22 protein-coding genes and 1 pseudogene are annotated in these 25,333 nt (G+C 58.6%); 8 read left to right on the top strand and 15 right to left on the bottom strand.

Annotated features, from left to right (window positions below):
• Window positions 1-170: 170 nt before the first annotated feature.
• From PI739_RS13550 to PI739_RS13525, 6 genes are all read right to left on the bottom strand, one after another.
• Window positions 171-3,650, bottom strand: coding sequence for a toxin VasX (locus tag PI739_RS13550; RefSeq protein ID WP_054082061.1), 3,480 nt, complete (start codon window positions 3,648-3,650; stop codon window positions 171-173).
• Window positions 3,647-4,534, bottom strand: coding sequence for a DUF4123 domain-containing protein (locus tag PI739_RS13545; RefSeq protein WP_003431424.1), 888 nt, complete (start codon window positions 4,532-4,534; stop codon window positions 3,647-3,649). Before PI739_RS13545 ends, PI739_RS13550 begins: the two co-directional genes overlap by 4 nt.
• A 192-nt stretch (window positions 4,535-4,726) precedes the next feature.
• A complete protein-coding gene (locus tag PI739_RS13540; RefSeq protein WP_003431423.1) occupies window positions 4,727-6,085 on the bottom strand; it encodes an imelysin family protein in 1,359 nt (452 codons plus the stop codon).
• Window positions 6,086-6,264: 179 nt separating this feature from the next.
• Window positions 6,265-8,316, bottom strand: a complete 2,052-nt coding sequence (locus tag PI739_RS13535; protein ID WP_044310414.1) for a putative bifunctional diguanylate cyclase/phosphodiesterase — start codon at window positions 8,314-8,316, stop codon at window positions 6,265-6,267.
• A 403-nt stretch (window positions 8,317-8,719) separates the two neighbouring features.
• Window positions 8,720-9,301, bottom strand: coding sequence for a superoxide dismutase [Fe] (gene sodB / locus PI739_RS13530; RefSeq protein WP_003313497.1), 582 nt, complete (start codon window positions 9,299-9,301; stop codon window positions 8,720-8,722).
• Window positions 9,302-9,493: 192 nt separating this feature from the next.
• Window positions 9,494-10,096, bottom strand: coding sequence for a LysE/ArgO family amino acid transporter (locus PI739_RS13525; protein WP_054082062.1), 603 nt, complete (start codon window positions 10,094-10,096; stop codon window positions 9,494-9,496).
• 94 nt (window positions 10,097-10,190) lie between these two features.
• Between PI739_RS13525 and PI739_RS13520 the strand changes: the two genes are divergently transcribed.
• The 3 genes from PI739_RS13520 (at window position 10,191) to PI739_RS13510 (ending at window position 13,107) form a co-directional block, all read left to right on the top strand.
• A complete protein-coding gene (locus tag PI739_RS13520; RefSeq protein WP_003431419.1) occupies window positions 10,191-11,090 on the top strand; it encodes a LysR family transcriptional regulator ArgP in 900 nt (299 codons plus the stop codon).
• 74 nt (window positions 11,091-11,164) lie between these two features.
• Window positions 11,165-12,157: an NAD-dependent epimerase/dehydratase family protein gene (locus PI739_RS13515; RefSeq protein ID WP_003363927.1), complete on the top strand. Its 993-nt coding sequence runs from the start codon at window positions 11,165-11,167 to the stop codon at window positions 12,155-12,157.
• A 98-nt stretch (window positions 12,158-12,255) separates the two neighbouring features.
• Window positions 12,256-13,107, top strand: a complete 852-nt coding sequence (locus PI739_RS13510; RefSeq protein WP_003363925.1) for a hypothetical protein — start codon at window positions 12,256-12,258, stop codon at window positions 13,105-13,107.
• Between the two features lie 126 nt (window positions 13,108-13,233).
• Here the strand turns inward: PI739_RS13510 and PI739_RS13505 are convergent, their stop codons facing one another.
• From PI739_RS13505 to PI739_RS13495, 3 genes are read right to left on the bottom strand one after another with little or no spacing between them, the layout of a single operon-like run.
• Window positions 13,234-14,283, bottom strand: a complete 1,050-nt coding sequence (locus PI739_RS13505) for an alkene reductase (RefSeq protein WP_003431417.1) — start codon at window positions 14,281-14,283, stop codon at window positions 13,234-13,236.
• Between the two features lie 21 nt (window positions 14,284-14,304).
• On the bottom strand, window positions 14,305-15,471 hold the full coding sequence (locus PI739_RS13500) for an MFS transporter (RefSeq protein ID WP_003431415.1): 1,167 nt from the start codon (window positions 15,469-15,471) through the stop codon (window positions 14,305-14,307).
• 28 nt (window positions 15,472-15,499) lie between these two features.
• Window positions 15,500-15,814: an ArsR/SmtB family transcription factor gene (locus PI739_RS13495; protein WP_003363918.1), complete on the bottom strand. Its 315-nt coding sequence runs from the start codon at window positions 15,812-15,814 to the stop codon at window positions 15,500-15,502.
• A 164-nt stretch (window positions 15,815-15,978) separates the two neighbouring features.
• Here PI739_RS13495 and PI739_RS13490 point away from each other — a divergent pair, with 164 nt between their 5' ends.
• Window positions 15,979-16,578 (top strand): acyl carrier protein phosphodiesterase, encoded by a 600-nt coding sequence (locus PI739_RS13490; RefSeq protein ID WP_003431412.1) that lies wholly within the window; start codon window positions 15,979-15,981, stop codon window positions 16,576-16,578.
• Here PI739_RS13490 and PI739_RS13485 read toward each other — a convergent pair.
• Both PI739_RS13485 and olsB read right to left on the bottom strand, forming a co-directional pair.
• Window positions 16,536-17,330, bottom strand: a complete 795-nt coding sequence (locus PI739_RS13485; RefSeq protein WP_003431410.1) for a lysophospholipid acyltransferase family protein — start codon at window positions 17,328-17,330, stop codon at window positions 16,536-16,538. The two genes, PI739_RS13490 and PI739_RS13485, sit on opposite strands and share 43 nt — an antisense overlap.
• The gene (olsB, locus tag PI739_RS13480; protein WP_003405915.1) at window positions 17,330-18,085 is read right to left on the bottom strand and encodes an L-ornithine N(alpha)-acyltransferase; all 756 of its coding nucleotides are present in this window, start codon (window positions 18,083-18,085) and stop codon (window positions 17,330-17,332) included. The genes PI739_RS13485 and olsB overlap by 1 nt, the downstream gene beginning before the upstream one ends.
• Before the next feature lie 234 nt (window positions 18,086-18,319).
• Here olsB and PI739_RS13475 point away from each other — a divergent pair, with 234 nt between their 5' ends.
• From PI739_RS13475 to PI739_RS13460, 4 genes are all read left to right on the top strand, one after another.
• Entirely contained in the window at window positions 18,320-19,426 is a 1,107-nt protein-coding gene (locus PI739_RS13475; protein WP_054082063.1) for a serine hydrolase domain-containing protein, read from the top strand.
• Window positions 19,423-19,752, top strand: coding sequence for a hypothetical protein (locus PI739_RS13470; protein ID WP_003363909.1), 330 nt, complete (start codon window positions 19,423-19,425; stop codon window positions 19,750-19,752). The genes PI739_RS13475 and PI739_RS13470 overlap by 4 nt, the downstream gene beginning before the upstream one ends.
• 89 nt (window positions 19,753-19,841) lie before the next feature.
• Window positions 19,842-20,423 (top strand): YceI family protein, encoded by a 582-nt coding sequence (locus tag PI739_RS13465; protein ID WP_011268811.1) that lies wholly within the window; start codon window positions 19,842-19,844, stop codon window positions 20,421-20,423.
• Window position 20,424: 1 nt separating this feature from the next.
• Complete coding sequence (locus PI739_RS13460; protein ID WP_003431405.1) at window positions 20,425-21,582, top strand: phospholipase D-like domain-containing protein; 1,158 nt, start codon at window positions 20,425-20,427, stop codon at window positions 21,580-21,582.
• 41 nt (window positions 21,583-21,623) lie between these two features.
• Here PI739_RS13460 and PI739_RS13455 read toward each other — a convergent pair whose 3' ends face one another.
• The 4 genes and pseudogenes from PI739_RS13455 to PI739_RS13440 all read right to left on the bottom strand — a co-directional run bounded on the left by PI739_RS13455 (window position 21,624) and on the right by PI739_RS13440 (window position 25,259).
• Window positions 21,624-21,857, bottom strand: coding sequence for a DUF6124 family protein (locus tag PI739_RS13455; protein ID WP_054082064.1), 234 nt, complete (start codon window positions 21,855-21,857; stop codon window positions 21,624-21,626).
• Between the two features lie 570 nt (window positions 21,858-22,427).
• On the bottom strand, window positions 22,428-22,868 hold the full coding sequence (locus tag PI739_RS13450; protein ID WP_054082065.1) for a type VI secretion system amidase immunity protein Tai4: 441 nt from the start codon (window positions 22,866-22,868) through the stop codon (window positions 22,428-22,430).
• Between the two features lie 22 nt (window positions 22,869-22,890).
• Window positions 22,891-23,332, bottom strand: a pseudogene (locus tag PI739_RS13445) (type VI secretion system amidase immunity protein Tai4).
• A 403-nt stretch (window positions 23,333-23,735) separates the two neighbouring features.
• Complete coding sequence (locus PI739_RS13440) at window positions 23,736-25,259, bottom strand: fumarate hydratase (RefSeq protein WP_003363897.1); 1,524 nt, start codon at window positions 25,257-25,259, stop codon at window positions 23,736-23,738.
• Window positions 25,260-25,333: the final 74 nt, after the last annotated feature.

Below are 25,333 nucleotides of genomic sequence, written 5' to 3'. Positions count from 1 at the left end.
CTATTTTTGGAACGCCCATCGCAAAGTCAAGATAAATTTCATTGGTGGCTTGATGGAGTTGTTGCGGGCTAGTAACCGCCACGCCCGTTATTAAAGGAAGTGGTGCAAGATAAAAAATACTTGTGCTGGATTGATGTTCGGTATCGCCAGCTTGACGGGAGCGATTATAGTTATAATTGGTCATCCAGAAACTCTCTTTTGATCTGAACGGTCGGCAATGCAATTTTCTCCGTCTGGTAGGTTGGTACCGCTTTTATTGGTTTGTTTAGCACATCCATACCTAGTGCTATGCGGTAAGTTAGATATCCTCTGTCTGCGTTTAAGTAAGTTGATGCTAATGCTGGCTTAACAGCCAAGTGTAATGCCAACATGGCATTGTGTCCCTGCCAGCCTATTGGGATTTCCAACGCCAATGTTAAAGGTGAAACAGAAAAAACAGACAGCTTATTTCTAAGCGTCTCGCTAACATTCTGTTTATGAGATGAGTGTTGAAGCTCAGCTTCCCACCGTAGTGAAGTGTCTTCAAAGCTGGCTTGGGTCAAGCCTGGCAATACCAGGTGCAAACTACGTACAGATTCACCCTCTGTAAGTCCATGAGTAATACCGTTATCAAAAATAGTAGGCAGCAGGTTGATCTCTGCAAGTCGTTGTGAATGAGTGCTCCAATCCCAGGCTTGGGGCTCGTTACCCCACATACAGTAGAGCAACCACTGTTGCTGTTCCTCCAGGTTGGAGTAGTTGAATAGGGCCTCGCCGCCCAGCTGAAGTGCGGTGAAGGCGAGTCCCCAAGGTGTGAGCTGAATCGAAAGTCTTAGGAATCTTGGTCCTCTGGTAGACCACGCTATGCTTGCCACTTCTTTTTTAGAGTAAGTGGTATCAAGGTAAATATCCTTCAATATGCCTATCAGTTCTTTGCCGGTCTGTAGCGTCAAGGCAGCGTTCACGCCGGTAGCGCCAACGTCACCTGTCAGCGCCATGAGCGCTCCTATTTTTTCACCCGATGTGCTGCACATCAGCGCTGTTTGCCATTTTTCCCAATTATTCCATGCCGTACCTGCTCCGCCCAATAAACTCAGCGGAGCAATAAATGCTCCCAACCCCAATCCTATTTTTCCGAGACGAGCAGTGAGCAGCTTTCCTCCCGTTTCAGAACTTTCGACCGCTAGGGCTCGGAGAGCATTATCGATCATTGCAACGTACACCGCTTGAAAGACTGATAACGCTGCCGAAGCCACACTACTGAACCCACCGATAGCTATTACAATTTCTTTAATGGTTCTACGATTGTCAGAGCCTCTCCAAACACTCCAAACACTCCAAACCTCCCCCAGATTCCCAACCTGCAGACACACCGCCAGTAACGGAAAGAAACTCCCCTTCAACGCAGCCGCAGCTGCCCCTTGAGTCGCGTACCCCTTAAATGCTCCCGCCCGCACCTTTTTAATTTCGTCATTGAGCGCTTGCAGTTGCGGGTCAGTGATGTCCAGTCGCACGCCAATCGCGCCGTTGTGCGGGTTACCGGTCGGGGTAATGGCTTTTTCCAGGTCTCGGCGCAGCGCGTCTCGCGTGTTGCGGGTCTGCAGCAGCCGTTGGTTGGTGTATTGCCTTTCGTAAAGCAGACCTTGATGTTGATCCGCTGTGAGTGTGCGGCGGTTGATGAGTTTGGTAAGGCGGTTGCGTTCTCTGATGAGGTCGTCTTCGCTGGCAAGCAGCTGATTCAAGCGCGCGAAGTTGTCGCGAAATTTTGTCACGTCGGCTTCGTCGGCAATTCGCAGGGTGACGGCTTCCTGCTGCAGCGCCACCAGCATGCCCAGTCGTTGGGCTCGATTGCTTGCTCTGCCGAAGTTGTCCAGATGCTGGCGTAGTTGCGGGCTGTTCAGCTTCTGTTGCATCTCAATCAGCCAACGCTCCAGATGCAGGGCGACGGCAGGGATGTAGCTGGCATTGACGGCTTGGTGCAACGGTAGTGCGGCGGGGTCCAGGTTCAGGCTGTTGGTCCAGTGATTACCCATGATGTGGCTGATATCAGCGATGCGCCTTTGCGCATCGGCCAATCCGTCGCTGAAGTTGCGAATATCATCCAGCCACTTGAGCAGGTTGCCTGATTTGGCGCGCAGAAAGTCCATGTCCAGACGCCCATAGAACACCGGCAGAACGTAGTGGGGGTTATCGTGAAAGTAGTCGCTGACCTTCCGCAGGCTTTCGTCGGTGCGGCACAGGTCGCGGGTGCAGTTGAGCTCCATCGCCAAGGCGCTTTTCAACTGGTCGGGATGGTCTGGATCGAAGTACCAGGCACTTCGATAGAGTTCCCCCTGAGTGAACAGGCTCACGCGATCGTGGGTAATATCGTCGAGTCGTTGCGTCCAGCGTTGAAGGTGCGAGCGCTCCTGGGACAGATAAGCGTGCATTTCTTGGTGGCGAACGAGATCGTAAATACCTCGTGAGCCGAGTCCGACGCCGTTCAGCGTGCCCTGGCTGTTCTTTTCCAGCGCTTCAATGTCGTCTTCCAGTTGTTCATGGAGTGGTTGGCCAAGCGCGAGCAGCATCTGTGAGTGCTTGTTTTCCATGTTCAGTCTGGCAAATCTGGCTTGCGGCCGTTCGGTGTAGGCGCCCCCGCGCATGGCGGAATACTGCCCCGCTGAAGTAGTCGCTGGCACAGGTCCCTGATGGTGTTCCTGGTGCCAGTCATTGCGCGCATTGAGGTAATCATAAATGCGGCTGCGTTGTTCAGGCGTGGTGTTCTTCAGCAGTTTCGAGTCCGGGTTTGTCTGCCGGGCAGTGTTGTCGCCAACGCTCATCAGTGTGTCAATGTAGCTGGCCGTTATGTAACGCATTTCATTGTCGTTACGCTCACGCCACTGGTTGAGCCAACCCACCACCTCGTCCTGTTCCTGCGCAAGGTCGCGCAGCATGCCGATGCTGTCGTCGAGTACCAGATACAGGTGATTCAGTTCGTAGAACGGGTTGAGTGTGTTTTTCAACTCGCCGATATGCGCCTCGCGAAACAGCGGCAGATGCTCCCAGACATAGTCCTGTTGTTCCTCCTCTGGCATATCGGGTGTAGTGCATTGTTGTGCCGGCAACTCGGCGAGTTCGGCAAGCTGCTCTCTGACTTGCTGTTCGACGCGAAGGTGGACGCCGCCTTGCTGGCAATCGGCTTCAGCCAGATTCACTTTCTGCATGAAATAGAAACGGTCTGCTGCGCTGTCCAGCACGCGGGTGCATTTGGCTGCTGTCCATTGCAGTTCGGCATAGGCAACATGCAACGTCGTATCGCGGGCAAAGATCAGGGTGTGCTCGCCAATCGTGGTCTGCCTGACATCCTGAGCGACTTCCCGGTCCTGCCAGAGCAGTTTGGTCGGTACGCCGCTTTCAAGGCGATACTCATGCAGATAGCCGCTGCTTTCATCAATCACATACAGATAGCCGTCACGTACCAGACGCAAGCCGAGCGGTCGTTTCAAGTCTCGGTAGCCGTCGGTATCCGACGGGTTGTGAAGCCGTTCCACGCGACCGTAACGCAATGGCAATAGCTGGACTTTGGTGCCCATCAAAGGGCAGTTACTCGTACTGTTGCGGGCATCAATATGGGTTCTTGCTCTGGCCTCCCAATAGGCTTTGTCTACAGGCGAAAGTGTTTTGCGACTCATGGCCGGGTTGCTCCGTGCTGTTCGCGACTGCGTTTCACTGCCAGCCAGTTGGCCTGTTGAATACGCTGAGATGGCGTCAGAGAGGACTTTTCATCCATCAGCGTTCTGATATCAGGATGCGAGTCGTCCGGCTGGGTAGCCAGAAAGCAGATGACGTTGGCGTAATGGAAAATATCCGCTTCGCTGTTGAAGCCTGCTTCATAGGCTGTGAAGGCCAGTGCATGCACATGGCCGTATCGCGACTTCAGACCTGTGGATGTGAGGTAGGCCGGAAAAAATGTGCGCAGGTGCAGGTCAAGACTGATCACGATCAGGCGAAACGCAACGTCACTGATGGCCTCCATCTGCCGATCGCTCATCCGATACAGGATCGTGTTGTCATGAATGGCTGACTCACCATGACGCTCGTGCTTTATCCAGTGTTCAGTGATGACATCTGCTGCATAAACACTGTCGATAGGGCCGAACAACCGATTATCGGTATGTGCCGGATGAAGCCCGAGCAGCGCGTTTGCGACGGGCGGGTCTGAAAGGTTCAAATAGCAGGCCTCGCCTGCTGGTTTGTCAACGAACACCAGCCAGCGCAGATGGTCAGCCACCGTCTTGTGGCTGGCATCACTGAATAGCAGCAGACCCCATTCTTCGCGCGCGTGAGTCAGGAAACTTGAAAATGTCGGGTCGTATGGGCCATCGATCTGAATCAGGGCGGGCGAGATATCCAGCAATTCGCTGAAGCGGGTTTGCAGGAACAGCAGTGTGCAGACAGGGGAGGGGTTCCACTCGAAAAGCTTTCTTCTCAGATCGGGAAGATTGATGGCGTTGAGCAGCAGATAGGCGTTTTTCGCCCATGGCAGATCATCAGGGCCGGATTCAAATTCAAACATGAGCGCGCTTTGAAGGGGAACGAGGCGCGGATACTCGGTGGTGTGGTGTCTGCCTTCAATACCCGAAAACCAGTTTAGGAAAGGCCCTACAAAGATCACTGAAAGATCTTTGGCCTACGGGTCGATCAGACACAAAAAATGCCGGTCAGCGAACTGACCGGCATCGATGGTTATCGCAACAAACGCGGTTGATCAGAACTCGTGATCGGCGTTGTCCGGGTTCAGGTCAGTGATGCCCAGCTTGCCAGCCGCCTGTTCGATGGCGCCTGTCTGTTTGACCAGCGCGGCGATGGCGTCACGCACCACCTGATTGCCTGCGGTGTTGCCGGCAGCGATCAACTGGTCGAAATGCTCGCCCTTGTTCGCATGATCGACGATGACCTGCAACTTGGCCTGCGTGTCGTCCAGGTCGGCGCGCAAGGTGGCGTCGGTGGCGGGATCTACCTTGGCGACCAGAGACGAAAGGCTCGGCCCGCTGACCTTGCTGCCGTCGGTGCGGGTGTACTCGCCCAGATAAACGTTGCGGATGCCCTTGCCGTTGTAGAAGTGCGAGTTGTGCGTGTTGTCGCTGAAGCAGTCGTGTTCGTCTTCGCTGGAGTTGGCTTCCAGTGCGACTTTCATGCGCTCGCCCGCCAGTTCACCCAGCGACAGGCTGCCCATGCCGAAGAGCATCTTGCGCAGGCCGCTTTCACCGGGTTCGGCTTCCAGCGTGGCGCGGTAGTTGTCGGGCACGCCGGCCTTCCAGTTACCGGACATTTCTTCGAGGTCGCTGACCAGCAGGTCGGTGACGGCCTTGAGGTAGGCACGGCGGCGATCATTGTGGCCGCCGGTCGCGCCAGCGCCTTCCAGGTAATCGCTGGCCGGACGTGCGCCGGCACCAGGGCCGGTGCCGTTCAGATCCTGGCCCCAGAGCAGGAATTCGATGGCGTGGTAGCCGGTGGCGACGTTGGCCTCGGAACCGCCCAGCTCGTTCAGGCTGGCGAGTTTTTCGGAGGTGATTTCCTTCACGTCGACCTTGTCTTCGCCGACCTGAATTTCGGTGTTGGCGATGATGTTGGCAGTGGCGCCCGGGTTGCCCAGCGCGTGCTGGTAATCCTTGGCCACATAGTCGATCAGGCCCTCGTCCAGGGGCCAGGCGTTAACCTGTCCTTCCCAGTCATCGATGATGGTGTTGCCGAAGCGGAAGACTTCGCTCTGCATGTAAGGCACACGCGCAGCGATCCACGCTTCGCGGGCAGCTTTCAGGGTTTCATCGTTGGGCTTGGCCAGGAAGGCGTCGACGGCAGTGCTGAGTTTTTTCGCGCCGGCCTCGGCATCGTCGAACACGGCGGACACCATGTTGGCGTAGTTCGCGACCACAGCCTTGGCCGCCGCATCGTCAGTCTGGGCAGCGGCTGCCGGAGCAGGGGCCGCAGGCGTCACAGCCGGCGTCGCCGGAGCAGCGGCTGGCGCGGGTGCCGGGGCGGCAGCCTTGTCCTTGCCTTCGCCACAACCGGCGAGAGAGATAGCGATGGCCAACAGACTAGCGGTTGCCAGAGGCATACGAATCATGACGGAATCCTGCGTCGATAAAGGTGATGGCGGGGTGCGCCCATAAAATCTGCGACATAATGCGAAAGATTTGCATTCGGTGTAAAGGCAAAAAGCCTGTGTCGGCGTATTCGGACATCCGGCAGGTTGTAACAGTCGGTTTCAAGATGACGTGAATGGCCGGAAGTGTGCAGGTCGGCTCACAGGCTGGTGGCGTGGTCCTGACGCGACTGCTTGAGGTAGGCCAGCAACTCCCGACCCTGCAACGGCTTGCTGTACAGATAGCCCTGGCCTTCATGACAGCCCTCGGTCACCACGTAGGCCTCCTGCTCGACGGTCTCCACGCCTTCGGCAATGACTTGCATGCCCAGGCTTTTGCCCAACTGGATAATGGCTCGCACGATGGTGGCGTCATCGTCGTCGTCAATCAGGTCCTGCACGAAGCTGCGGTCAATCTTGATCTTGTCCAGCGGCAGACTTTTCAGGTAGCTCAGCGATGAGTAGCCGGTGCCGAAGTCATCAATGGCAATCAAGGCGCCGGAGCGTCGCAAGCTCAACAGGTGCTGGGCGGCGGTGTTGATATCTTCCATCAGCCCGGTTTCGGTCACTTCCAGTTCCAGGCTGCGCGGTGGCAAGCGATAGATCTGCAGCAGGTTGTTGACCACACGCGGCAACTCCGCGTGATGCAACTGCACAGTCGACAGGTTGACTGCCATGCGCAAGTCGGTAAAACCCTGGTCGAGCCATTCGCGCAGTTGGCGGCAGGCCTGATCCAGCACCCATTCCCCGATGGCGATGATGCTGCCGTTCTGTTCGGCCAGCGGGATGAATACGTCCGGCGGCACCAGGCCATGTTCCGGATGCTGCCAGCGGATCAGCGCTTCCACGCCGACGATACGGTGATCGCGATAGCTGATCTGCGGTTGATAGACCAGATACAACTGATTGAGTGGCAGGGCTTCGCGCAGGTCTTTTTCAAGTTCGCGGCGGCGGCGCATTTCGCTGTCTACGCTGGCGATGTAGAACTGATAACGGTTACGCGAGCGGGCCTTGGCCAGCGTCATGGTCTGCTCGGCTTTTTGCAGCAACTTCTCGGTGCTGTCGCCGTCTTCGGGAAACAGGGTGATGCCGATGGTTGCCCGCAGTCGAATCTGTTGATCACCGACGATGAACGGCGCTTCCAGCTCATCCAGAATATTTTGCGCCAGCTCTGCCGCCTCGTAGGGCTGCTCGATGTTGGATTGCACCAGCGCAAACTGGTCGCCGCCCAGGCGCGCCAGTGCCCCGAGTCGCACGCTGTGCGCGCGCAGACGGTCAGCGAGTGCGAGCAGCAATTGATCGCCGGACTGGTAGCTGAACTGTTCGTTGATGCCTTTGAAGTCATCCAGACCCACGCACAACACCGCCACTCGGTGTTGCTGGCGTCCTGCATCTTCCAGAATCCTGTCCAGCCCGGTCTGCAACTGAAGTCGGTTGGGCAGACCGGTGAGGAAATCGTATTGCGCCATGCGCTGCAGATTGTTTTCGGCCTCATGGCGCAGGTAAGTGTGGCGTTCGATGGAGGCCAGCAACTGGTTGGCGGTGTTGACCCAGATCCCCAATTCGTTTTTCTCGTGGCCTTTAAGCAACGGCAATTGGTGTTCGCTGGGGCGGTCGGGGTTGATCGCGATCAGGTGCTCGATGATCTTCGACAGCGGCTTGGTCAGCAGCCAGTGATAGACCAGATACAGCACCAGCCCCATTGCCAGCGCACGCAGCACGCCCGCGACAAAGATGATTCCGGCATTGACCAGAAAGCTTTCACCGTAATTGGCCGTGTCCAGCGTGATGCGCAGGTCGCCGTAATACTCGCTGTAGGGGCTGCGGCCTACCAGTTGAGTGGTGAAGCTGCGTTCCTGGCCAAGGATGAGGTCTGTCAGCCACCGCGTAGGGGACGTCTTCAGCGGCCGGTCTTTCTCGGCGAGCAGGCTTTCGTTAGGGTGCCCGATGGACGCCATGCGCACCGAGTCATCCTGGAACAGGCCTTCGATGACCTGCATGCCCATCTCGCGGTCCAGGCTGTAGACGGCCTGTGTCGACGGATCGCGGAACATGCCGAGAATCCGCTCGGCGTCGCTCGCCACAGCCTGACGTGTCTTGTAGGCGTCGAAGACGATTTGCGCACAGCTGAGCAGGACGCCTACCAGAAGCGCCGAAAGCAGCACAACGCGCAGCAACTTTACCGACAGGCTGTTCTTGAGTTCCAGCTTCAATGGCCGTTCCTTAGTTAGTGTCGGAGGGCATATCGCCTCATGACCCTCGAAAAACCAGACCCGCACGCCGTGACCTTGTCACAACCGGTGCGCCTGGCTGATCTTCGCGTTCCTTGCACCTGCTGGCCAAAGCCACCTCAATGCGTCGGGTGGCCAGGTAGGTAACTAGAGCAGAACACTGTAAAGAATTACGTCATAGAGAATTAAGTTGTATTACGAGTCAGCGAGCGTTTTCCGACAATACACAAAGTACGAGCGGCAGGCGAAAAAAGATTTGCGATTCGCCTGACCGGCAGGCAGGCGGTTGACGTTATATGTGAAACAAACGTCTGGCAGGCGGCCCTTACAGGCCTGGAAACATAAAAAACCCGACGCGAGGCCGGGTTTTTCGATGAGGCTGGAATCAGGCTGCGAATTGCTTGGCCACGAAGTCCCAGTTCACCAGGTTCCAGAACGCTTCTACGTACTTCGGACGCAGATTGCGGTAGTCGATGTAGTAGGCGTGTTCCCACACATCGCAGGTCAGCAGCGGGGTGTCGCCGCTGGTCAGCGGGTTGCCGGCACCGATGGTGCTGGCCAGTGCCAGGGAGCCATCAGCCTTCTTCACCAGCCAGCCCCAGCCGGAGCCGAAAGTGCCGATGGAAGTCTTGCTGAACTCTTCCTTGAACTTGTCGAAGGAACCGAACGCCTTGTTGATGGCTTCGGCCAGAGCGCCGGTAGGCTCGCCGCCAGCATTAGGAGCCAGGCAGTTCCAGTAGAACGTGTGGTTCCAGACCTGAGCGGCGTTGTTGAAGATACCGCCCGAGGAGGTCTTGATGATCTCTTCCAGGGTCTTGCCTTCGAACTCGGTGCCAGGCACCAGGTTGTTCAGGTTCACGACGTAGGTGTTGTGGTGCTTGTCGTGGTGATATTCCAGAGTCTCCGCAGAAATGTGCGGCACCAGAGCGTCTTTGGCGTAGGGCAGTGGCGGCAATTCAAAAGCCATGGTTTATCTCCTTTCAGGTCAATTGCGGTAGTCGCACGGCCGATCACGGGCGGCCAGATACAGCATGCACCGGGAGTTTTACTCTTTTGCGGCGCAGACCCCGGATCATAGCACCGGGTCTGCGCCTTAACCACGCAACAACTGTGTGGGATAGAGGTTCCCACGGGTTTGACTCTGCGGTCATGAAATCCGTCAGGTCGAGCGGATCAACTGCACGGCCACGCTGAACATCATCACTGCGATCATCAGGTCCAGCATCCGCCAGGTGGCAGGTCGGGCCAGCCAGGGAGCCAGCCATGCCGCGCCCAGGGCGAGGCTCGAGAACCACAGCAGCGAAGCGCTGGCTGCACCGGCGACATACGCGCCAGGCACGCCCTGTTGTGCGCCCAGCGAGCCAATCAGCAACACGGTGTCCAGATAGACGTGCGGGTTGAGCAAGGTAACGGCCAATGCGCTGAGCAACACGGTGCGCAGTGATTTTCTGCCAACCGCTGCGCTGTGTTCCAGGCTCTGCCGCGAGCAGGCGCGGCGTAATGCCTGCAGGCCATACCAGCTCAGGAATATCACGCCGCCCCAGCGCGCCACCGCCAGCAGCGTCGGATTCTGCGCCAGCACGTTGGCCAGACCGAACACGCCTGCAGCCACCAGGATGGCGTCGCAGACAATGCACAGCATCGCCACGGCCACATGATGTTCACGACGCAGGCCCTGAGCCAGCACAAAAGCATTTTGAGTACCGATCGCCATGATCAGGCCTGCCGCGATCAGCAGCCCATTGAGGTAGCTTTGCCACATGAGGATGTTCCATTGAGCGGATTCAGGTAGCCATTCTCAGAGGGTGAGGGTTATAAGGAAAACCAATAATCTTCATCGCTCATTAGGAAAACTGATGTTCGACTACAAATTGCTGTCGGCGCTGGCGGCCGTGATCGAGCAGGCCGGGTTCGAGCGCGCCGCTCAGGTGCTTGGGCTTTCTCAGTCAGCAGTCTCGCAACGCATCAAATTGCTGGAGGCGCGCATTGGCCTGCCGGTGCTGGTACGCGCCACGCCGCCGAGCCCGACCGACATCGGCCGGCGCCTGCTCAATCACGTGCAGCAGGTCCGCCTGCTGGAGCGCGATCTGCAAAGTCAGGTACCGGCACTGGACGAGGAGGGCATGCCCGAGCGTTTGCGAATCGCCTTGAATGCCGACAGTCTGGCAACCTGGTGGGCGCCGGCCATTGGCGCGTTTTGTACGCAACACCGTTTGCTGCTGGATCTGGTTGTCGAAGATCAGGACGTAGGCCTCAAGCGCATGCGCGCCGGTGAGGTGGCGGCCTGCCTGTGTGGCAGCGAGCGTCCGGTGGCGGGGGCACGCAGCCAGTTGCTGGGGGCCATGCGCTATCGGGCGCTGGCCAGTCCCGCGTTCATCGCCCGCCATTTCCCGGACGGTGTCAGCCCAGAGACGCTCGCCAGATCCGCTGCCTTGGTATACGGCCCGGACGATCTTCTGCAGCATCGGTATCTGGCTATGTTGGGTGTTCAGGACGGCTTCGAGCATCATTTGTGTCCTTCCTCCGAAGGTTTCATCCGTATGATCGAGGCGGGCATGGGCTGGGGGCTGGCGCCCGAGTTGCAGGTGCGCGACCAGTTGCGCAACGGCACGCTGCTCGAATTACTGCCGGACCGTTGCATCGATGTGCCGCTCTACTGGCATCATTGGCGCAATGGTGGGCAGCTTCTGACGCGCCTCACCGAACATCTTGCGCAACATTCGGCTCACTGGCTGGTGCCGCTGAGCGAAGACTGATCGTCAACAGGATCATGTGTAATCCATGCAGGCAGGGTTTTGCCTTTCCTGCAGACGCGTTAACGGAGCGGTAAATGAAGATTCTGGTCACCGGCGCGAGCGGCTTCATCGGCGGACGCTTTGCGCGTTTTGCCCTTGAGCAGGGCATGAGCGTGCGGATCAATGGCCGTCGTGCCGAAGGTGTCGAGCACCTGGTCAGGCGCGGTGCCGAGTTTATTCAGGGCGACCTCGCCGATCCTTATCTGGTGCGCGCACTGTGCGATGACGTGGAAGCGGTCGTGCATTGCGCGGGCTCGGTCGGTACGTGGGGACGTCGCCAGGATTTCATGCAGGGCAACGTGCAGCTCACGGAAAACATCGTCGAGGGCTGCCTGAAACAGAGGGTGCGAAGGCTGGTTCATCTATCTTCGCCGTCGATCTACTTTGATGGCCACTCGCACCGTGGCATCAAGGAAGAGCAGGTGCCCAAGCGCTTTCACAATCACTACGCGGCCACCAAGTATCTGGCCGAGCAAAAGGTCTTCGGTGCCGAAGAGTTCGGGCTGGAAGTCATTGCCCTGCGGCCACGCTTTGTCACCGGCGCGGGCGATAACAGCATTTTCCCGCGTCTGCTGCACATGCAGCGCAAGAGGCGCCTGGCGATTGTCGGCAACGGCTTGAACGTGGTGGATTTCACCAGCATGCAGAACCTCAACGAAGCCCTGCTGAGCAGCTTGCTGGCAACGGGTTCTGCACTGGGCAAGGCCTACAACATCAGCAATGGCACGCCGGTCCCGCTGTGGGACGCGATCAATTATGTGATGCGGCAGATGCACTTGCCTCAGGCCACCCGTTATCGTTCATACGGGCTGGCCTACAGCGCTGCGGCGATCAATGAGGCCGCCTGTATGCTGTGGCCGGGCAGACCTGAACCTACCCTGTCGAGAGTGGGCATGCAGGTCATGAACAGGGATTTCACGCTTGATATCAGCCGCGCCAGGCATTATCTGGATTATCAGCCCCAGGTCAGCCTGTGGACGGCGCTGGATGAATTCTGTGGCTGGTGGCAGGCACAGCACGCGATCTGAAAGCGGTAGTGGCACAGTGAGATTGATTCTGCGCTGTTGTTATACTGCCCAACTTTGATCTACGAACTTTGATTTAACAGCTTCCTGAAGGGTTATTCATGCGCAACGATCCCTACGACGACGTCGATGACGTTCCCAGCCTGAGCGCCAAGGACGATGATGACGACTTCGCGCCGAGCAATAGCGCACGCGAGCGCACCACCGTCTATTCGCGCACCACGCCTGTAGTCAAGGTCAAGGCGCCGAGCACCGGGCCTTTGTGGGCATTGGTCGGTGCGTTGTTCATTGCTTTCTGCGGTCTGGGCTGGTGGAGCTTTCAGCAGGTTTCCCTGATGGAGCAGCAGTTGGTGGCGACTCAGGAAAGCTTTGCGCGCATCAGCGAAGAAGCGGCGGGGCGCTTGCAGGATATTTCCGGCAAGGTGGTCGCGACCGAAGCGCTTTCCAGTGATGGAGAGGCGCTCAAGCAGCGTATCAAGTTGCTGGAAGCGCAACTGGAAGATCAGGACAAACAACGCGAAGGTGTTGAAGGTCAGCAGGGCAGTCTCGACAAACGTCTGGAGCAGATGGCCGCGCAAACCGCCCAGCAGCAGAGTGAAAACGCGCAGTTGCAGGAACAGCTCAAAAGCGTTGTCGCTGAACTGACCACGCTCAAGGCCGCGTTGCCTGACCTGAAGACCGCTCAGGCGGATCAGGGCAAGCTGGATGCGCAGATCAAAAGCGTGGCGGCCGATGTCGCCACGTTGAAAAAGCAGGGCAACCCGTCTGCCGCTGTCGAACGCCTGGAACAGGACCTGATGGTGCTGAAAAGCGAACAGGAAAACCGCCCGGCGCCTTCGGCAGAAGCCAATACGGCCGAGTTCGATGCGTTTCGTGCTCAGGTGACTCGTAACATCAATACCCTGAACAGCCAGATCCAGAATTTGTCGCAACAGCTCAACGCACGCCGTTGATCTTGGCATCCTCTGCCGCCTTCAGCGCGGCAGTTCGCCGAGGGAGCGCTGGCCAGTAAATCCAGGTGCAGATACGAAGAAACCCCGATTCCTGCGAATCGGGGTTTCTGGTCTTACGACAGCGGTTTACATCCGTGGGTAGTCGATGTAGCCGACTGGCCCTTTGCCGTAGAACGTTTCCGGATGGGCTTCATTCAGAGGCGCATCGCTGGCCAGACGCTCAGGCAGGTCCGGGTTGGCGATGTAAGGCACGCCAAAGGCAATGGCGTCGGCCTTGCCTTCTGCCAGCCAGGCGTTGGCAGTGTCCTTGGTGAATTTCTCGTTGGCGATGTAGACGCCGCCGAAATCCTTCTTCAACTGTGGGCCAAGGCTGTCTTCAGCATCACGCTCACGGGCACAGATGAACGCGATACCGCGCTTGCCGAGCTCTTTGGCCACGTAGCTGAAGGTTTCGGCGCGGTTTGCATCGCTCATGTCGTGCATGTCGAAGCGAGGCGAGAGGTGAACGCCTACACGGCCAGCGCCCCAGACTTCGATGACGGCATCCGTGACTTCCAGCAGCAGACGCGCACGATTTTCCACCGAACCGCCGTACTCGTCGGTGCGCTGGTTGGTGCCGGTCAGCAGGAACTGTTCAAGCAGATAGCCGTTGGCGCCATGCACCTCCACGCCGTCGAAGCCCGCCGCCTTGGCGTTTTCCGCACCGACGCGATAGGCCTCGACGATGTCACCGATTTCCGCCAGTTCCAGCGCCCGCGGGGTTGGCAATGGGGTGATCGGGCGCATCAGGCTGACATGGCCTTCGGCTGCGATTGCACTTGGCGCGACCGGGGTTTCGCCGTTCAGGTAGGCAGGGTGGGAAATACGGCCCACGTGCCACAACTGCAGGGCAATGCGGCCACCGGCGTTATGCACTGCCTTGGTGATGTTGCTCCAGCCACGCACCTGATCGTTGGACCATATGCCCGGGGTGTCGGGGTAGCCCACGCCCATTGGCGTCACAGAGGTGGCTTCGGTCAGGATCAGGCCCGCCGAGGCACGCTGAACGTAATACTCGGCCATCATCGCGTTCGGTACACGGCCTTCATCGGCACGGCAGCGCGTCAGTGGGGCCATGATGATGCGGTTGGGCAGTTGCAGATCGCCCAGGGTGATCGGGTCAAAGATAGTCGTCATGTGTCGAATCCTCGTAATTGATCAATGCGTAGCAGGTGCCAGCTCGGGGTTGCCGGTCTGGCGAAAGGTAATCAGGGTAATCAGCAGCGCCAGCACGGCCAGGATGGCGGCGGCCAGCGGTACGCTGGTCAGGCCCAGACCGTGGGCGATGACGCTGCCACCGACCCAGGCGCCCAGCGCGTTGCCGACGTTGAAGGCGCCGATGTTCAGGGTTGACACCAGGTTCGGTGCGGCTTTGCCGAACGTCACCACGTTGATCTGCAGGGCCGGGACGGCGGCGAAGGCCGCGACTGCCCAGAGGAACAGCGTGATTTCAGCCGGGATCAGCGCGGTGCTGGTCCAGCTGAGTACGGTGGAGATCACCGCCATCGAGACGAATACGCCAATCAGCGTGGACGCCAGGCGGCGGTCGGCCATCTTGCCGCCAATCACGTTGCCGGCGGTCAGGCCCAGGCCGATCAACAGCAGGGTCCAGGTCACGCCGTTGGGCGATACGCCGGTGACTTCGCCGAGCAGTGGGGCGATGTAGGTGAACAGGGTGAACATGGACGCTGAAAACAGCGCAGTCATGGTCAGCGACAGCCAGATGCCGGCCCCTCTGAGGGCGCCGAGTTCAGCGCGCATGTCGAGCTTTTCTTCGTTGCGGTTGGTCGGCAGGAAGCGGATCAGGCCGATCAGCGCAATCACCCCGATGACCGTGACGGCCCAGAAGGTCGAGCGCCAGCCCGCGTATTGACCCAGCGCAGTACCCAGCGGCACGCCCAGTACGTTGGCCAGTGTCAGGCCGGTGAACATCAAGGCCACCGCTGAGGCACGCCGGTTGGCGGGCACCAGACCTGCGGCAACCACCGAGCCGATGCCGAAGAACGCACCGTGACACAGTGCAGTCACCACGCGGGCGAACATCAGGACGTTGTAGTCACTGGCCAGCGCACAGAGCAGATTGCCGATGATGAAAATCCCCATCAGCGTGACCAGCGCGGCCTTGCGCGGCAGTTTTGCCGTGGCCATGGCCATGAACGGTGCACCGACAGCGACGCCCAGCGCATAGCCGGTCACCAGCCAGCCTGCACCGGGGATCGATACGCCGAGGTCGGCTGCCACATCGGGCAGCAGGCCCATGATGACGAATTCGGTGGTGCCGATGGCGAAGGCGCTCAGAGCCAGAATGAGTAGCGAAAGAGGCACGGGGCAACTCCTGGTAAACGTTGGAAAATCAGGTCGGGTTGTTCAGTTCTTCAACCAGCGCCTGAACGAATGCCTGTATGACTTCTTCGTTGCGTCTGAAGAAATGCCATTGGCCGACCTTCTTGCTGCTGATCAGACCAGCGCGTTGCAAGGTCGCCAGATGGGCCGAGACAGTGGATTGTGACAATCCCGCACGCTGATCGATCTGTCCGGCGCACACGCCGTGTTCGATCGAGTACTCCTGGGCGGGAAAGCTCGCACGCGGGTCTTTCAGCCAAGTCAGGATTTCTCGGCGGACCGGGTGGGCCAGGGCTTTTATTATGTCGTCGAGGTCGATCTGCATGTCGTTCTCACAGGCGGTGTAGCGATATATCGCGATAGAGCGAACCTTATATCTATATTTCGCGATATACAAATATGATTATGTGCTTAGGATCAGCCAAATCGCTATATCGGGTTATAACGATATATGGACAGCGGGCCCGAAAGCGGCCTAGGCTTGCAGCCATGAACTACTTGGCACATCTTCATCTTGGCGGGCACCGGCCCGCCCAATTGCTTGGCAGCCTGTATGGCGATTTCGTCAAAGGTCCGCTGCCGGGACGTTTTCCTGCGGAACTGGAGGCGGCGATTCGTCTGCACCGCAGCATCGACGCCTTCACTGACAGTCATCCGCTGATCAAGGCCTCCATTGCCCGCTTTCCGCTCCAGAGACGGCGCTATGCCGGCATCATGCTCGATGTTTTTTTCGATCACTGCCTGGCGCGCGACTGGCATCGTTATGCCGACCTGCCGTTGGACGCATTCACCCGCAAGGTCTATGGCACGCTGGCTGCCGAGCCACAATTGCCCGAGCGGCTGGCGCTGATCGCACCGCGCATGGCGGCGCAGGACTGGCTGGGGTCGTATCGGGATTTCGGAGTGCTGGAGCAGGTGTTGAGCGGGATATCCCGACGCCTGTCAAAACCCGAAGGGCTGGCCGGCGGCATGCAGGAACTGCAGGCGCTGTACCAGCCCTTGAGTGCGGATTTCGCCGAGTTCTATCCGCTACTCGAGGATTTCGCTCAGGCCGCTCGGGCCGGACGCGAAACCTCGTCGCTCGGCTGAACCGGCGGCTCGCCAAACAACGCCACCTGAACGGCCTGCTGGGCCTTGAAGGCCAGTGCGGCGCGTTCCTGGTCAGCGGTCGGAATCGGTGTCAGCAGGTGAATATGCACATCGCTCTGCTCGTTGGCGAACAGTCGGCGCAAGTGCGACAGCAAGTCATCGTCGCCAATGAAGGGGGCGATCGGGTCCGGCTTGCCGTCACGCGAGTAACCAATGGCCACCGGCTGGATCGGCACGCCAGCGTCGATGGCGCTGGACAGCAGACGACCGTGAAAGGTGCGCAGGCTTTTGCCGTCCGTGGTGGTGCCTTCGGGGAAGATCAGCAGCGCGTTGCCTTGTTGCAGATGGTTGCACATCTGCTTCTGGATCAGACGGCTGTCGCCCGATCCGCGACGAATGAACAGCGTACCGGCCTTCAGCGCCAGCCAGCCCGCTACCGGCCAGGTCCGCACTTCGGCCTTCGACAGAAACGACAGCGGCGCGAGCATGCCGAGCAGGGCGATGTCGGTCCATGACACATGGTTGCTGACCCACAGCATGGGTTGGGTTGGCAGTTGACCTGTCACGGTGACGCGAAACGGCAGGGCGTTGGTCAGGCGTGCCATGAACCAGCGGCTCCAGCGCTGCCTGCGCTCCATTGAGCCTCCGAGTCTGGTGCGTTCCAGGACCGCGAACGCGCTGGCAATCGTCAATCCGAGCGCTACGACCAGTAGCACCCGGACTACGCGGGCATAGCCGCGCAACCGGCTCATCACACGGCCGCCTTGAAGTGGCGGGCATAGCGCGGGCACAAGTCGTCGCGCTTGAGCAGGATGAACACGTCGGCCACCTGGAAGTCTTCGTCCCAGCACGGTTCGCCGCAGATCTTGGCCCCCAGACGCATGTAGGCCTTGAGCAGCGGTGGCATCTCGCAGATCACATTGCTCGGGATGTCGAGGGTCGGCAGCGGATTCTTCGGCTCGGCGCGCAGGTGCTCGTTGCACAGGTAGCGTTCGCGCAGGCGTTGCATGATCGCATGGGCCTGAATACCGCCGTCCTGCATCGGGATGCTTGCGCAGCCCATCAGGTAGCTGTAGCCGCCTTCGTTGAGCACCTCGGCCAGTTCGCTCCACAACACTGCGATGGTGCCGCCGTTGCGATAGGCAGGATCGACGCAGGTGCGACCCAGTTCGAGGATCGGCCCTTGCAGATTGACCAGCCCGTGCAGGCTGAACTCTTCTTCGCTGTAGAAGCGCCCCAGCGTGTTGGCGGCCTGATGGTCGAGCAGCCGGGTTGTGGCAACCAGACGCCCGGTGTTCAGGTCGCGTACCCCGATGTGCGAGCAGTGAACATCGTAATCGTCGATGTCCAGGCCTTGTTCAGCGCCGTTGAGACGGGCGTTGAACTCTTCGCTGAACACACTGAAACGCAACGCCTGTGCTTCCTGCAAGGCGCGCGCTCCAATCAGGCGCTCGGCCTGAAGACGACGTTCAGAAGTGTTGTCACGAATGCGGGCGATCTGGGTCATACGAATCTCCATGAGCCAGCCTTGCAGATGCAGAGAGGGCTGGTTGACTGATTTGTCCAGGCGCTTTGCCGTACTTGCAGGCTAGGGAGATGGCGTGTCATGCCTGTGAAGCTTTGGTGATGGTTGTGTGACGGGAAACGCTGTGGCCATTTCCTCTGCGTCTGCTCTTGGGTTGATAGCTGACTGTCATGAAACGCTGATACGGTGTGCGGATCATTCTGTAGAGGCCTTGTCATGCCGCGTGGATTTGTCCGTCTGTGTCTGGTTCTGATTCTGGGTTTCAGTACCCAGGGCGTCGTTGCTCAAACATGGCCGACAGAGCAATGGCCTTCTCAGTCTGTGCCGCGATCGGCGGCCATCGAAGAGCTCGAGGCCTACGCCTTCCCGCCCCGTGACGACGTCACGCGCAAGGGCATTCGCACCGATGCGCTGCTGGTGATTCGTGATGGCGAAGTCGTGTACGAGCGCTACGGCGGTGTGACCACCGCGCAAACGCCGCACCTGACCTGGTCGATCAGCAAAAGCATCATGGCGACGGTGCTGGGGGTAGCGTTTGCAGAAGGACGCTTTCAACTGAACGATCCGGTGGCGAATTTCTACCCGCCGTTCAAGGCGCACCCCGAAATCGCCATCAAAGACCTGATGCACTGGGCGTCGGGTCTGGATTGGCAGGAGGACTACGAATACGCTCCGCTCAACTCCTCGGTGGTCGCCATGCTCTACACCCGCGGGCGTGACGACATGGCACGCTTCACCGCCGATCACCGCGCTGCCCAACCCCCCGGCAAGACTTACCTCTACTCCAGCGGTGATAGCACCGTTCTGGCTGCGGCCTTGAAAAAGATGGTCGGCGATGAGGCTTATCCGGATTATCCATGGACCGCGCTGTTCGACCCGCTTGGCATCCGCAGTGCGGTTTGGGAAACCGATGGCGCGGGTACATTTGTAGGCTCTTCCTATGCCTACATGACCGCCCGCGATCTGGCCCGCATCGGCCTGCTGATGCAGCGCGGCGGGCAATGGCAGGATCGGCAGTTGCTCAACAAGGAGTGGATGGGGTTCGTGCTGACGCCGTTTGCCGGTGAGGGCGTGGATGCCAGTGTTGAAGTGCCCGCTGGCCAATGGTGGCTCAACCGCACTGCCGATGGCGGCAAAGGACCGTGGCCAGACGCTCCCCCTGACACCTTCGCGGCATTGGGGCATTGGGGGCAGGCGCTGTATGTGATTCCCGATCAGAAGCTGGTGATCGTGCGCTATGCCGATGACCGCGACGCTACCTACAACCACAATGAGATGCTCAAGCGCGTACAGGCCGCGTTTGGCAAGGAGGGCGGTCAATGAGCACGCGCCGAATGTTCATCCTGCGCCGTCCCTTCAGCAGCCTGCTGTTGCTGATGGTTGCCGCACTTGCCGTGCTCGCCTGGCAGTACCGTGTGAACCTGCAGGCGTTCCCGACCATCATCAGTGCCTACACCGCCAAGGAATACTGCTCGTGCAGGTACGTCATGAATAATTCCGAAGCGTATTGCCAGGGCTACATCAAGCAGTATCTGCCCAGCACGCTGGTCGACGACAGCAGTCAAAAACGGGTCATTGCCAGCGGCCTGGGACGCACCAGCAGCGCGTCCTGGCAGGGTGAGCGACAGGGTTGTCGCCTGCTGCCATGAGGGCCTGATGAATTGCCGCCGAACGCGGGCGTTTGCCAGCGGTCAGACAGGCGGATAAGGTGGCCCTCAATTGCACGTCTGGAGTCTGCATGCTCACTATGAATCGCCTGCTGCTGGTCATGCTGGCCGCAGTGGCGTTACCTGCCCATGCGAACTGGTATCTGGATAACGAGTCGTCGCGACTCTCGTTCACCTCGACTAAAAATGCCGATATTGCCGAAGTGCATCGCTTTCTGGTGCTGCACGGCAAAGTCGACGCCAAGGGGCTGGCTGAAGTGGAAGTTGAAACCGATTCAGTCAGCACCGGCATTCCGCTGCGCGACGAGCGCCTTCGAGAGCAGGTGTTTCAGGTGCGCAAGTTTCCGGCTGCTCAGATCAATGCGCAGTTAGACATGCGCCCGATCAATAACCTCGCGCCCGGCGCACAACTGGAACTGCGTTTACCGCTGACCGTCAGCCTGCGCGGCAAGACCCACAGCTATAACGCCGAGCTGCTGGCGACGCGTCTCGACGAGCGGCGCTTTCAGGTCGTGACGCTCGAGCCGCTGGTGATCCATGCCCAGGATTTCGATATGGCCCCGGACTTCAAGGCCTTGCGCAATGCCGCAGGATTGTCGGCGGTGAGCCTCTCGGTCCCGGTCGGGGCTGTCCTGATCTTCACGGCGCGCTGATATGAACGGTGCGATTTTTCCGTGGCGTGAAAACAACCGCTTTCAATTGCTGATCGACGGCCCTGCGTTCTTTCCGCGCATGATCGCAGCCATCGATCGCGCCGAGCAGCAGGTCGATCTGGAGTTGTACCTGGTCGAAGCCGGGGCCTGCGCCGACGCTATCGTGCGCGCGCTGGTCGAGGCGGGCAGGCGTGGCGTGATTGTGCGCTGTCTGTTCGATGACTTCGGTTCCAAAGCCTTCGACGCCGGCCTGCGCAAGCAACTGACCGATGCCGGTGTGATTCTGCGTTTCTACAATCCGATCCACTGGCGGCGGGGCGTGCGTAACTTCTACCGCGACCATCGCAAACTGCTGGTGGTGGACAAGGCCTTGGCCGTGGTGGGCGGCACCGGTGTGACCGACGAGTTCTGGGAGCCGGACAAGGACGCCAGCCAGTGGCACGAAGTGATGGTCGAAATCACCGGGCCGTTGGTGATCGACTGGCAGGCGCTGTTCAACCGGCAGTTCCACGCCAACGCCCGGCGTTTCGCATGGCGTCCGAAAGAAAACTTCGGCCTTGATCATCTGCCCAAGGCCCCGATAACCGGCGAGGGCCTGGGTCGTGTCGCGTATGCCGATTCCCGCCAGCACCGCGACATCCTGCAGTCGCTGGTACGTGCGCTGAACACCGGGCAAAAGCGGATCTGGCTGGCCACCCCTTACTTTCTGCCCACCTGGAAAGTTCGCCGCGCCTTGCGTCGGGCGGCGGCACGTGGCGTTGATGTGCGTTTGCTGCTGACCGGACCGCGCACCGATCACCCGTCCGTACGCTACGCCGGTCACCGCTACTACCCGCGCCTGCTGCGTGCCGGGGTCAAGGTGTTCGAATACCAGCCGTGCTTTCTGCACCTGAAAATGGTCCTGATCGACGACTGGGTGAGTCTCGGCTCGTGCAATTTCGATCACTGGAATCTGCGCTTCAACCTGGAAGCCAACCTCGAAGCCCTCGACCCAGGGCTGACCCGCGACGTGGTCGCCAGCTTTGAAAAAGACTTCGCCCTGAGCGCCGAGACCACGCTGGCAGACTGGAAGGCCAGACCGCTGTGGCGACGGGTCAAGCAGCGCTTGTGGGGCTGGATCGACCGGCTGGTGGTGAACTTGCTGGATCAGCGTAACTGAGGTTTGCGCGGGGCCGAGCGTGGCCCCGGGTTGTCATCCGGTCAAACGATGCATTCCAGTGAGCGATCAACCATGGCTTTGGCCATCTCGGCCATGTGCAGCACCGAAAACGCCAGATCACGGCTGGTGCCCTGGGTGCTGTCGCCGGACTCATAGGCCGTCGTGATGATGCAGCGCAGCAGATCCGAAGCGTAGTTGAGCGCTTCTTCCTGGCTGACGGTTGCGTTGACGGTGAACAGGGCGGTGGGCGGGTCGGGGACGACTTTATCGGGCATGTTTGCAACTCCTGATCAATGAAAGGAGCCGCCCCTTTCGCTACCAAACGATCAGGGTGGCGGCCGTACGCAGGTTGGTAGACCGGTGACCAGGCAAGCCGGTGCGTCCGAAGACGCCAAGCGCACGGCCACCATAAACGCAGGCCGAAAAAATGCGCCTTGAGAAGGTGGCGCATTGCGCACAGGTCACTCAGGTCTACCAAACCTGATCGCTGATTGGGCAGCGACCGATGAAGGCTAGAGACCTGAATAGCCAAGCGCAAGAGGCCGGGATTTTCTCGGAAATTTCCTTCAATTGGAAGGGAGGCGTCCTGCTGATAATTCCTACAAGAATTATCGAAATGGGTTTTCTGAAGATGTTTTCGGTGTATGCGGGGAAGTGACGGGGGCTGTTTGTCAGTATTTCAGCAAGCAGTACATCACCGAGGGCGAGACGTTAAGCAGCTATCGGATCACAGTGAATCAGCATGATGTGTCTGCGCCCTATAGATAATGTGCGGAGTAGGGTGCTTGTAATGAAAATAGCCTGTGCAGCGTTTGCCGGACAGGCTTGTTGCATGAAGGTAATAGTTAAGGCTTTTTGATATTCTGCATGTAGGTATGATTTGGATCGGTAACGACTTTCTTCGTCAGCGCGTCGAGCTCCTTGCTGTGATACATGTCCAGGCATTTCAGCAGGTCGAATTTTATACCCTTGATCTGGGATTCGGCCAACGGGTTTGTGTAGTCGCGCGCGAGGTATTTTTTTACCAACGCTCTGATTTCATCTGGACCTTCCTCCCAATCGTAGTTTGCCCAGTCTTCCATTGCGGTGGCACTACTGCCCGCGTCAATTCCTACCTTGACATCATATGCATAGGCATTTGCTATACAGTTGGCGAGCACCAGGTCCTTGTAGTTCTGTGCATAGCTTCTATGCATGCCTTCCGGTGATGAAGGTAGTGTGTCTGCAAAACAGTTGGTTGTTGTGAATACAAGAAATACTGTCTTGATTGCAAGAGGTAGCCTCATTGCACTTAACTCCATTTGGTGTTTAGGGTTTTTTGTAGTCTTGCGCGTCGGTATGTGTAGGGTTTATTACGGCTTTTTTTTGTCTGTGCTTCCAGCTCTTTGCTGTGGTAAAGATCAAGACACTTAAGTAAGTCAAATTTCACGCCTTTTATTTCGGATTCGACAAGAGGGTTTGTGTAGTCCCTTGCAAGATAGTTGTCTACGAATTCTCTGGGCTTCTCAGGGCTTTTTTCCCAGTCATAGTTGGCCCACTCGCGCAACGCTGTGACGCTACTGCCAGCGTCAGTCCCGACGTTGGCACTGAATTTGTAAGCGCTTGCAATGCAGGTGGCAAGAACCATGTCTTTATAGTTTTGCGCGTGTGTTCTATACATACCTTCCGGCGATGATGGCTGAGCAGATGCATGAATAGTAAGCGCGGTGAGCGAGCAGCAGGCCAGTACGGTCGTAAAAAGTGATTTCATTGCGTAAGGCTCCAGAAATTTGTCATGGCTAGCAATCTCGACACAGTCCTTGTAGTGATCATCCAGTGCTTCACCCGGTATGCCTGAAAAATACATTTATTTTTCATGAACCCAGTGGTTTACAGCCAGCAGAAGAATAAGCTGTGTTGCGAGGAGGGACAGGGGCAATGAGCCTCAGGAAGGTACCGAACCATCTCGGTTTGTTGTCTGAAATGTATTACGGACTGATCGCAAGGGCACGATGTTTCTAGCCACTGTGCCGTATTATTCAGGGAGTAAGTTACCGGGTTATATTGGCAACAGACTGACGCGTCTATTTGAGCCGATCGCAATTTCAGGTTCAGTCAGTTACTCAGCAAAAACCCGGCTTGCGCCGGGTTTTTATTGTCTTGCAGATCAAAGCTTACTGCACTTCCACTGCCAGACTGTCGCTGATCTTCTTCTGCCAGATCTGCGGGCCGGTGATGTGAACGGATTCACCGTTGCTGTCCACCGCAACGGTAACCGGCATGTCCTTGACCTCGAACTCGTAGATCGCCTCCATGCCCAGTTCGGCGAACGCCACGACTCGGGATTTCTTGATCGCCTGAGCCACCAGATATGCAGCACCACCAACGGCCATCAGGTACACGGCCTTGTGGTCACGGATCGCTTCGATGGCGGTCGGGCCGCGTTCGGATTTGCCGATCATGCCCAGCAGGCCGGTCTGGTCGAGGATCTGACGGGTGAACTTGTCCATCCGGGTGGCCGTGGTCGGGCCTGCCGGGCCAACGACTTCTTCGCGTACCGGATCAACCGGGCCGACGTAGTAGATGAAGCGACCCTTGAGGTCCACCGGCAGCGTTTCGCCCCTGTTGAGCATTTCGACCATGCGCTTGTGCGCGGCGTCGCGGCCGGTGAGCATCTTGCCATTGAGCAATACGGTTTCGCCCGGTTTCCAGCTCTGCACTTCTTCCGGGGTCAGGGTATCGAGGTCGACGCGGCGGGCCGATGGGCCGGCTTCCCAGACGATTTCCGGGTAGGCGTCCAGCGATGGAGCCTCCAGCGAAGCAGGGCCGCTGCCATCGAGTACGAAGTGCGCGTGGCGGGTGGCGGCGCAGTTGGGGATCATGCACACCGGCAGCGACGCAGCATGGGTCGGGTAATCCATGATCTTGACGTCTAGCACGGTGGTCAGACCGCCCAGGCCCTGAGCACCAATGCCCAGTTGGTTAACCTTCTCGAACAGCTCCAGACGCATCTCTTCGATACGATTCTGCGGGCCGCGAGCCTTCAGCTCATGAATGTCGATGGACTCCATCAACACTTCCTTGGCCATGACCGCAGCCTTTTCTGCGGTGCCGCCGATACCGATACCGAGCATGCCCGGCGGGCACCAGCCAGCGCCCATGGTCGGGACGGTTTTCAGAACCCAGTCGACGATCGAGTCGGAAGGGTTGAGCATCGCCATCTTCGATTTGTTTTCCGAGCCGCCACCTTTCGCCGCGACGTCCACTTCCACGGTGTTGCCCGGGACGATGGAGTAATGAATGACGGCCGGGGTGTTGTCCTTGGTGTTTTTGCGAGCGCCTGCCGGATCGGCAAGGATCGAGGCACGCAGCACGTTCTCAGGCAGGTTGTAAGCGCGACGCACGCCTTCGTTGATCATGTCGTCCAGGCCCATGGTGGCGCCGTCCCAGCGAACATCCATCCCCACGCGCACAAAAACCGTGACGATGCCGGTGTCCTGGCAGATCGGGCGGTGACCGGTCGCGCACATGCGCGAGTTGATCAGGATCTGGGCGATGGAGTCACGAGCGGCAGGCGACTCTTCACGCAGATACGCCTCGTGCATGGCCTGGATGAAGTCTACGGGGTGGTAATAGGAAATGAACTGCAGTGCGTCTGCAACGCTCTGAATCAGGTCGTCTTGCTTGATCACGGTCATGCGGCGCGCTCCTCTGTAAGGACGGGAACATTCAATTACGCTATCGGCGGCAGTCTGGAACTGCGGCTTGAACC

Origin of the sequence: Pseudomonas cerasi, assembly GCF_027983475.1 — a bacterium.
In the GTDB taxonomy this organism is placed as follows: domain Bacteria; phylum Pseudomonadota; class Gammaproteobacteria; order Pseudomonadales; family Pseudomonadaceae; genus Aquipseudomonas; species Aquipseudomonas cerasi.
This window is presented reverse-complemented; position numbering and strand designations above follow the sequence as displayed.

What these genes read in the sequence shown, in the direction of transcription:
- PI739_RS13515 (WP_003363927.1), top strand. Translation starts at nt 11,165, where the DNA reads ATGAAGATTCTGGTCACCGGCGCGAGCGGCTTCATCGGCGGACGCTTT.
- PI739_RS13440 (WP_003363897.1), bottom strand. Translation starts at nt 25,259, where the DNA reads ATGACCGTGATCAAGCAAGACGACCTGATTCAGAGCGTTGCAGACGCA.
- olsB (WP_003405915.1), bottom strand. Translation starts at nt 18,085, where the DNA reads ATGACCCAGATCGCCCGCATTCGTGACAACACTTCTGAACGTCGTCTT.
- PI739_RS13520 (WP_003431419.1), top strand. Translation starts at nt 10,191, where the DNA reads ATGTTCGACTACAAATTGCTGTCGGCGCTGGCGGCCGTGATCGAGCAG.
- PI739_RS13505 (WP_003431417.1), bottom strand. Translation starts at nt 14,283, where the DNA reads ATGACGACTATCTTTGACCCGATCACCCTGGGCGATCTGCAACTGCCC.
- PI739_RS13490 (WP_003431412.1), top strand. Translation starts at nt 15,979, where the DNA reads ATGAACTACTTGGCACATCTTCATCTTGGCGGGCACCGGCCCGCCCAA.
- PI739_RS13450 (WP_054082065.1), bottom strand. Translation starts at nt 22,868, where the DNA reads ATGAGGCTACCTCTTGCAATCAAGACAGTATTTCTTGTATTCACAACA.
- PI739_RS13465 (WP_011268811.1), top strand. Translation starts at nt 19,842, where the DNA reads ATGCTCACTATGAATCGCCTGCTGCTGGTCATGCTGGCCGCAGTGGCG.
- PI739_RS13485 (WP_003431410.1), bottom strand. Translation starts at nt 17,330, where the DNA reads ATGAGCCGGTTGCGCGGCTATGCCCGCGTAGTCCGGGTGCTACTGGTC.
- PI739_RS13550 (WP_054082061.1), bottom strand. Translation starts at nt 3,650, where the DNA reads ATGAGTCGCAAAACACTTTCGCCTGTAGACAAAGCCTATTGGGAGGCC.
- PI739_RS13475 (WP_054082063.1), top strand. Translation starts at nt 18,320, where the DNA reads ATGCCGCGTGGATTTGTCCGTCTGTGTCTGGTTCTGATTCTGGGTTTC.
- PI739_RS13470 (WP_003363909.1), top strand. Translation starts at nt 19,423, where the DNA reads ATGAGCACGCGCCGAATGTTCATCCTGCGCCGTCCCTTCAGCAGCCTG.
- PI739_RS13495 (WP_003363918.1), bottom strand. Translation starts at nt 15,814, where the DNA reads ATGCAGATCGACCTCGACGACATAATAAAAGCCCTGGCCCACCCGGTC.
- PI739_RS13460 (WP_003431405.1), top strand. Translation starts at nt 20,425, where the DNA reads ATGAACGGTGCGATTTTTCCGTGGCGTGAAAACAACCGCTTTCAATTG.
- PI739_RS13540 (WP_003431423.1), bottom strand. Translation starts at nt 6,085, where the DNA reads ATGATTCGTATGCCTCTGGCAACCGCTAGTCTGTTGGCCATCGCTATC.
- PI739_RS13510 (WP_003363925.1), top strand. Translation starts at nt 12,256, where the DNA reads ATGCGCAACGATCCCTACGACGACGTCGATGACGTTCCCAGCCTGAGC.
- PI739_RS13525 (WP_054082062.1), bottom strand. Translation starts at nt 10,096, where the DNA reads ATGTGGCAAAGCTACCTCAATGGGCTGCTGATCGCGGCAGGCCTGATC.
- PI739_RS13455 (WP_054082064.1), bottom strand. Translation starts at nt 21,857, where the DNA reads ATGCCCGATAAAGTCGTCCCCGACCCGCCCACCGCCCTGTTCACCGTC.
- sodB (WP_003313497.1), bottom strand. Translation starts at nt 9,301, where the DNA reads ATGGCTTTTGAATTGCCGCCACTGCCCTACGCCAAAGACGCTCTGGTG.
- PI739_RS13545 (WP_003431424.1), bottom strand. Translation starts at nt 4,534, where the DNA reads ATGTTTGAATTTGAATCCGGCCCTGATGATCTGCCATGGGCGAAAAAC.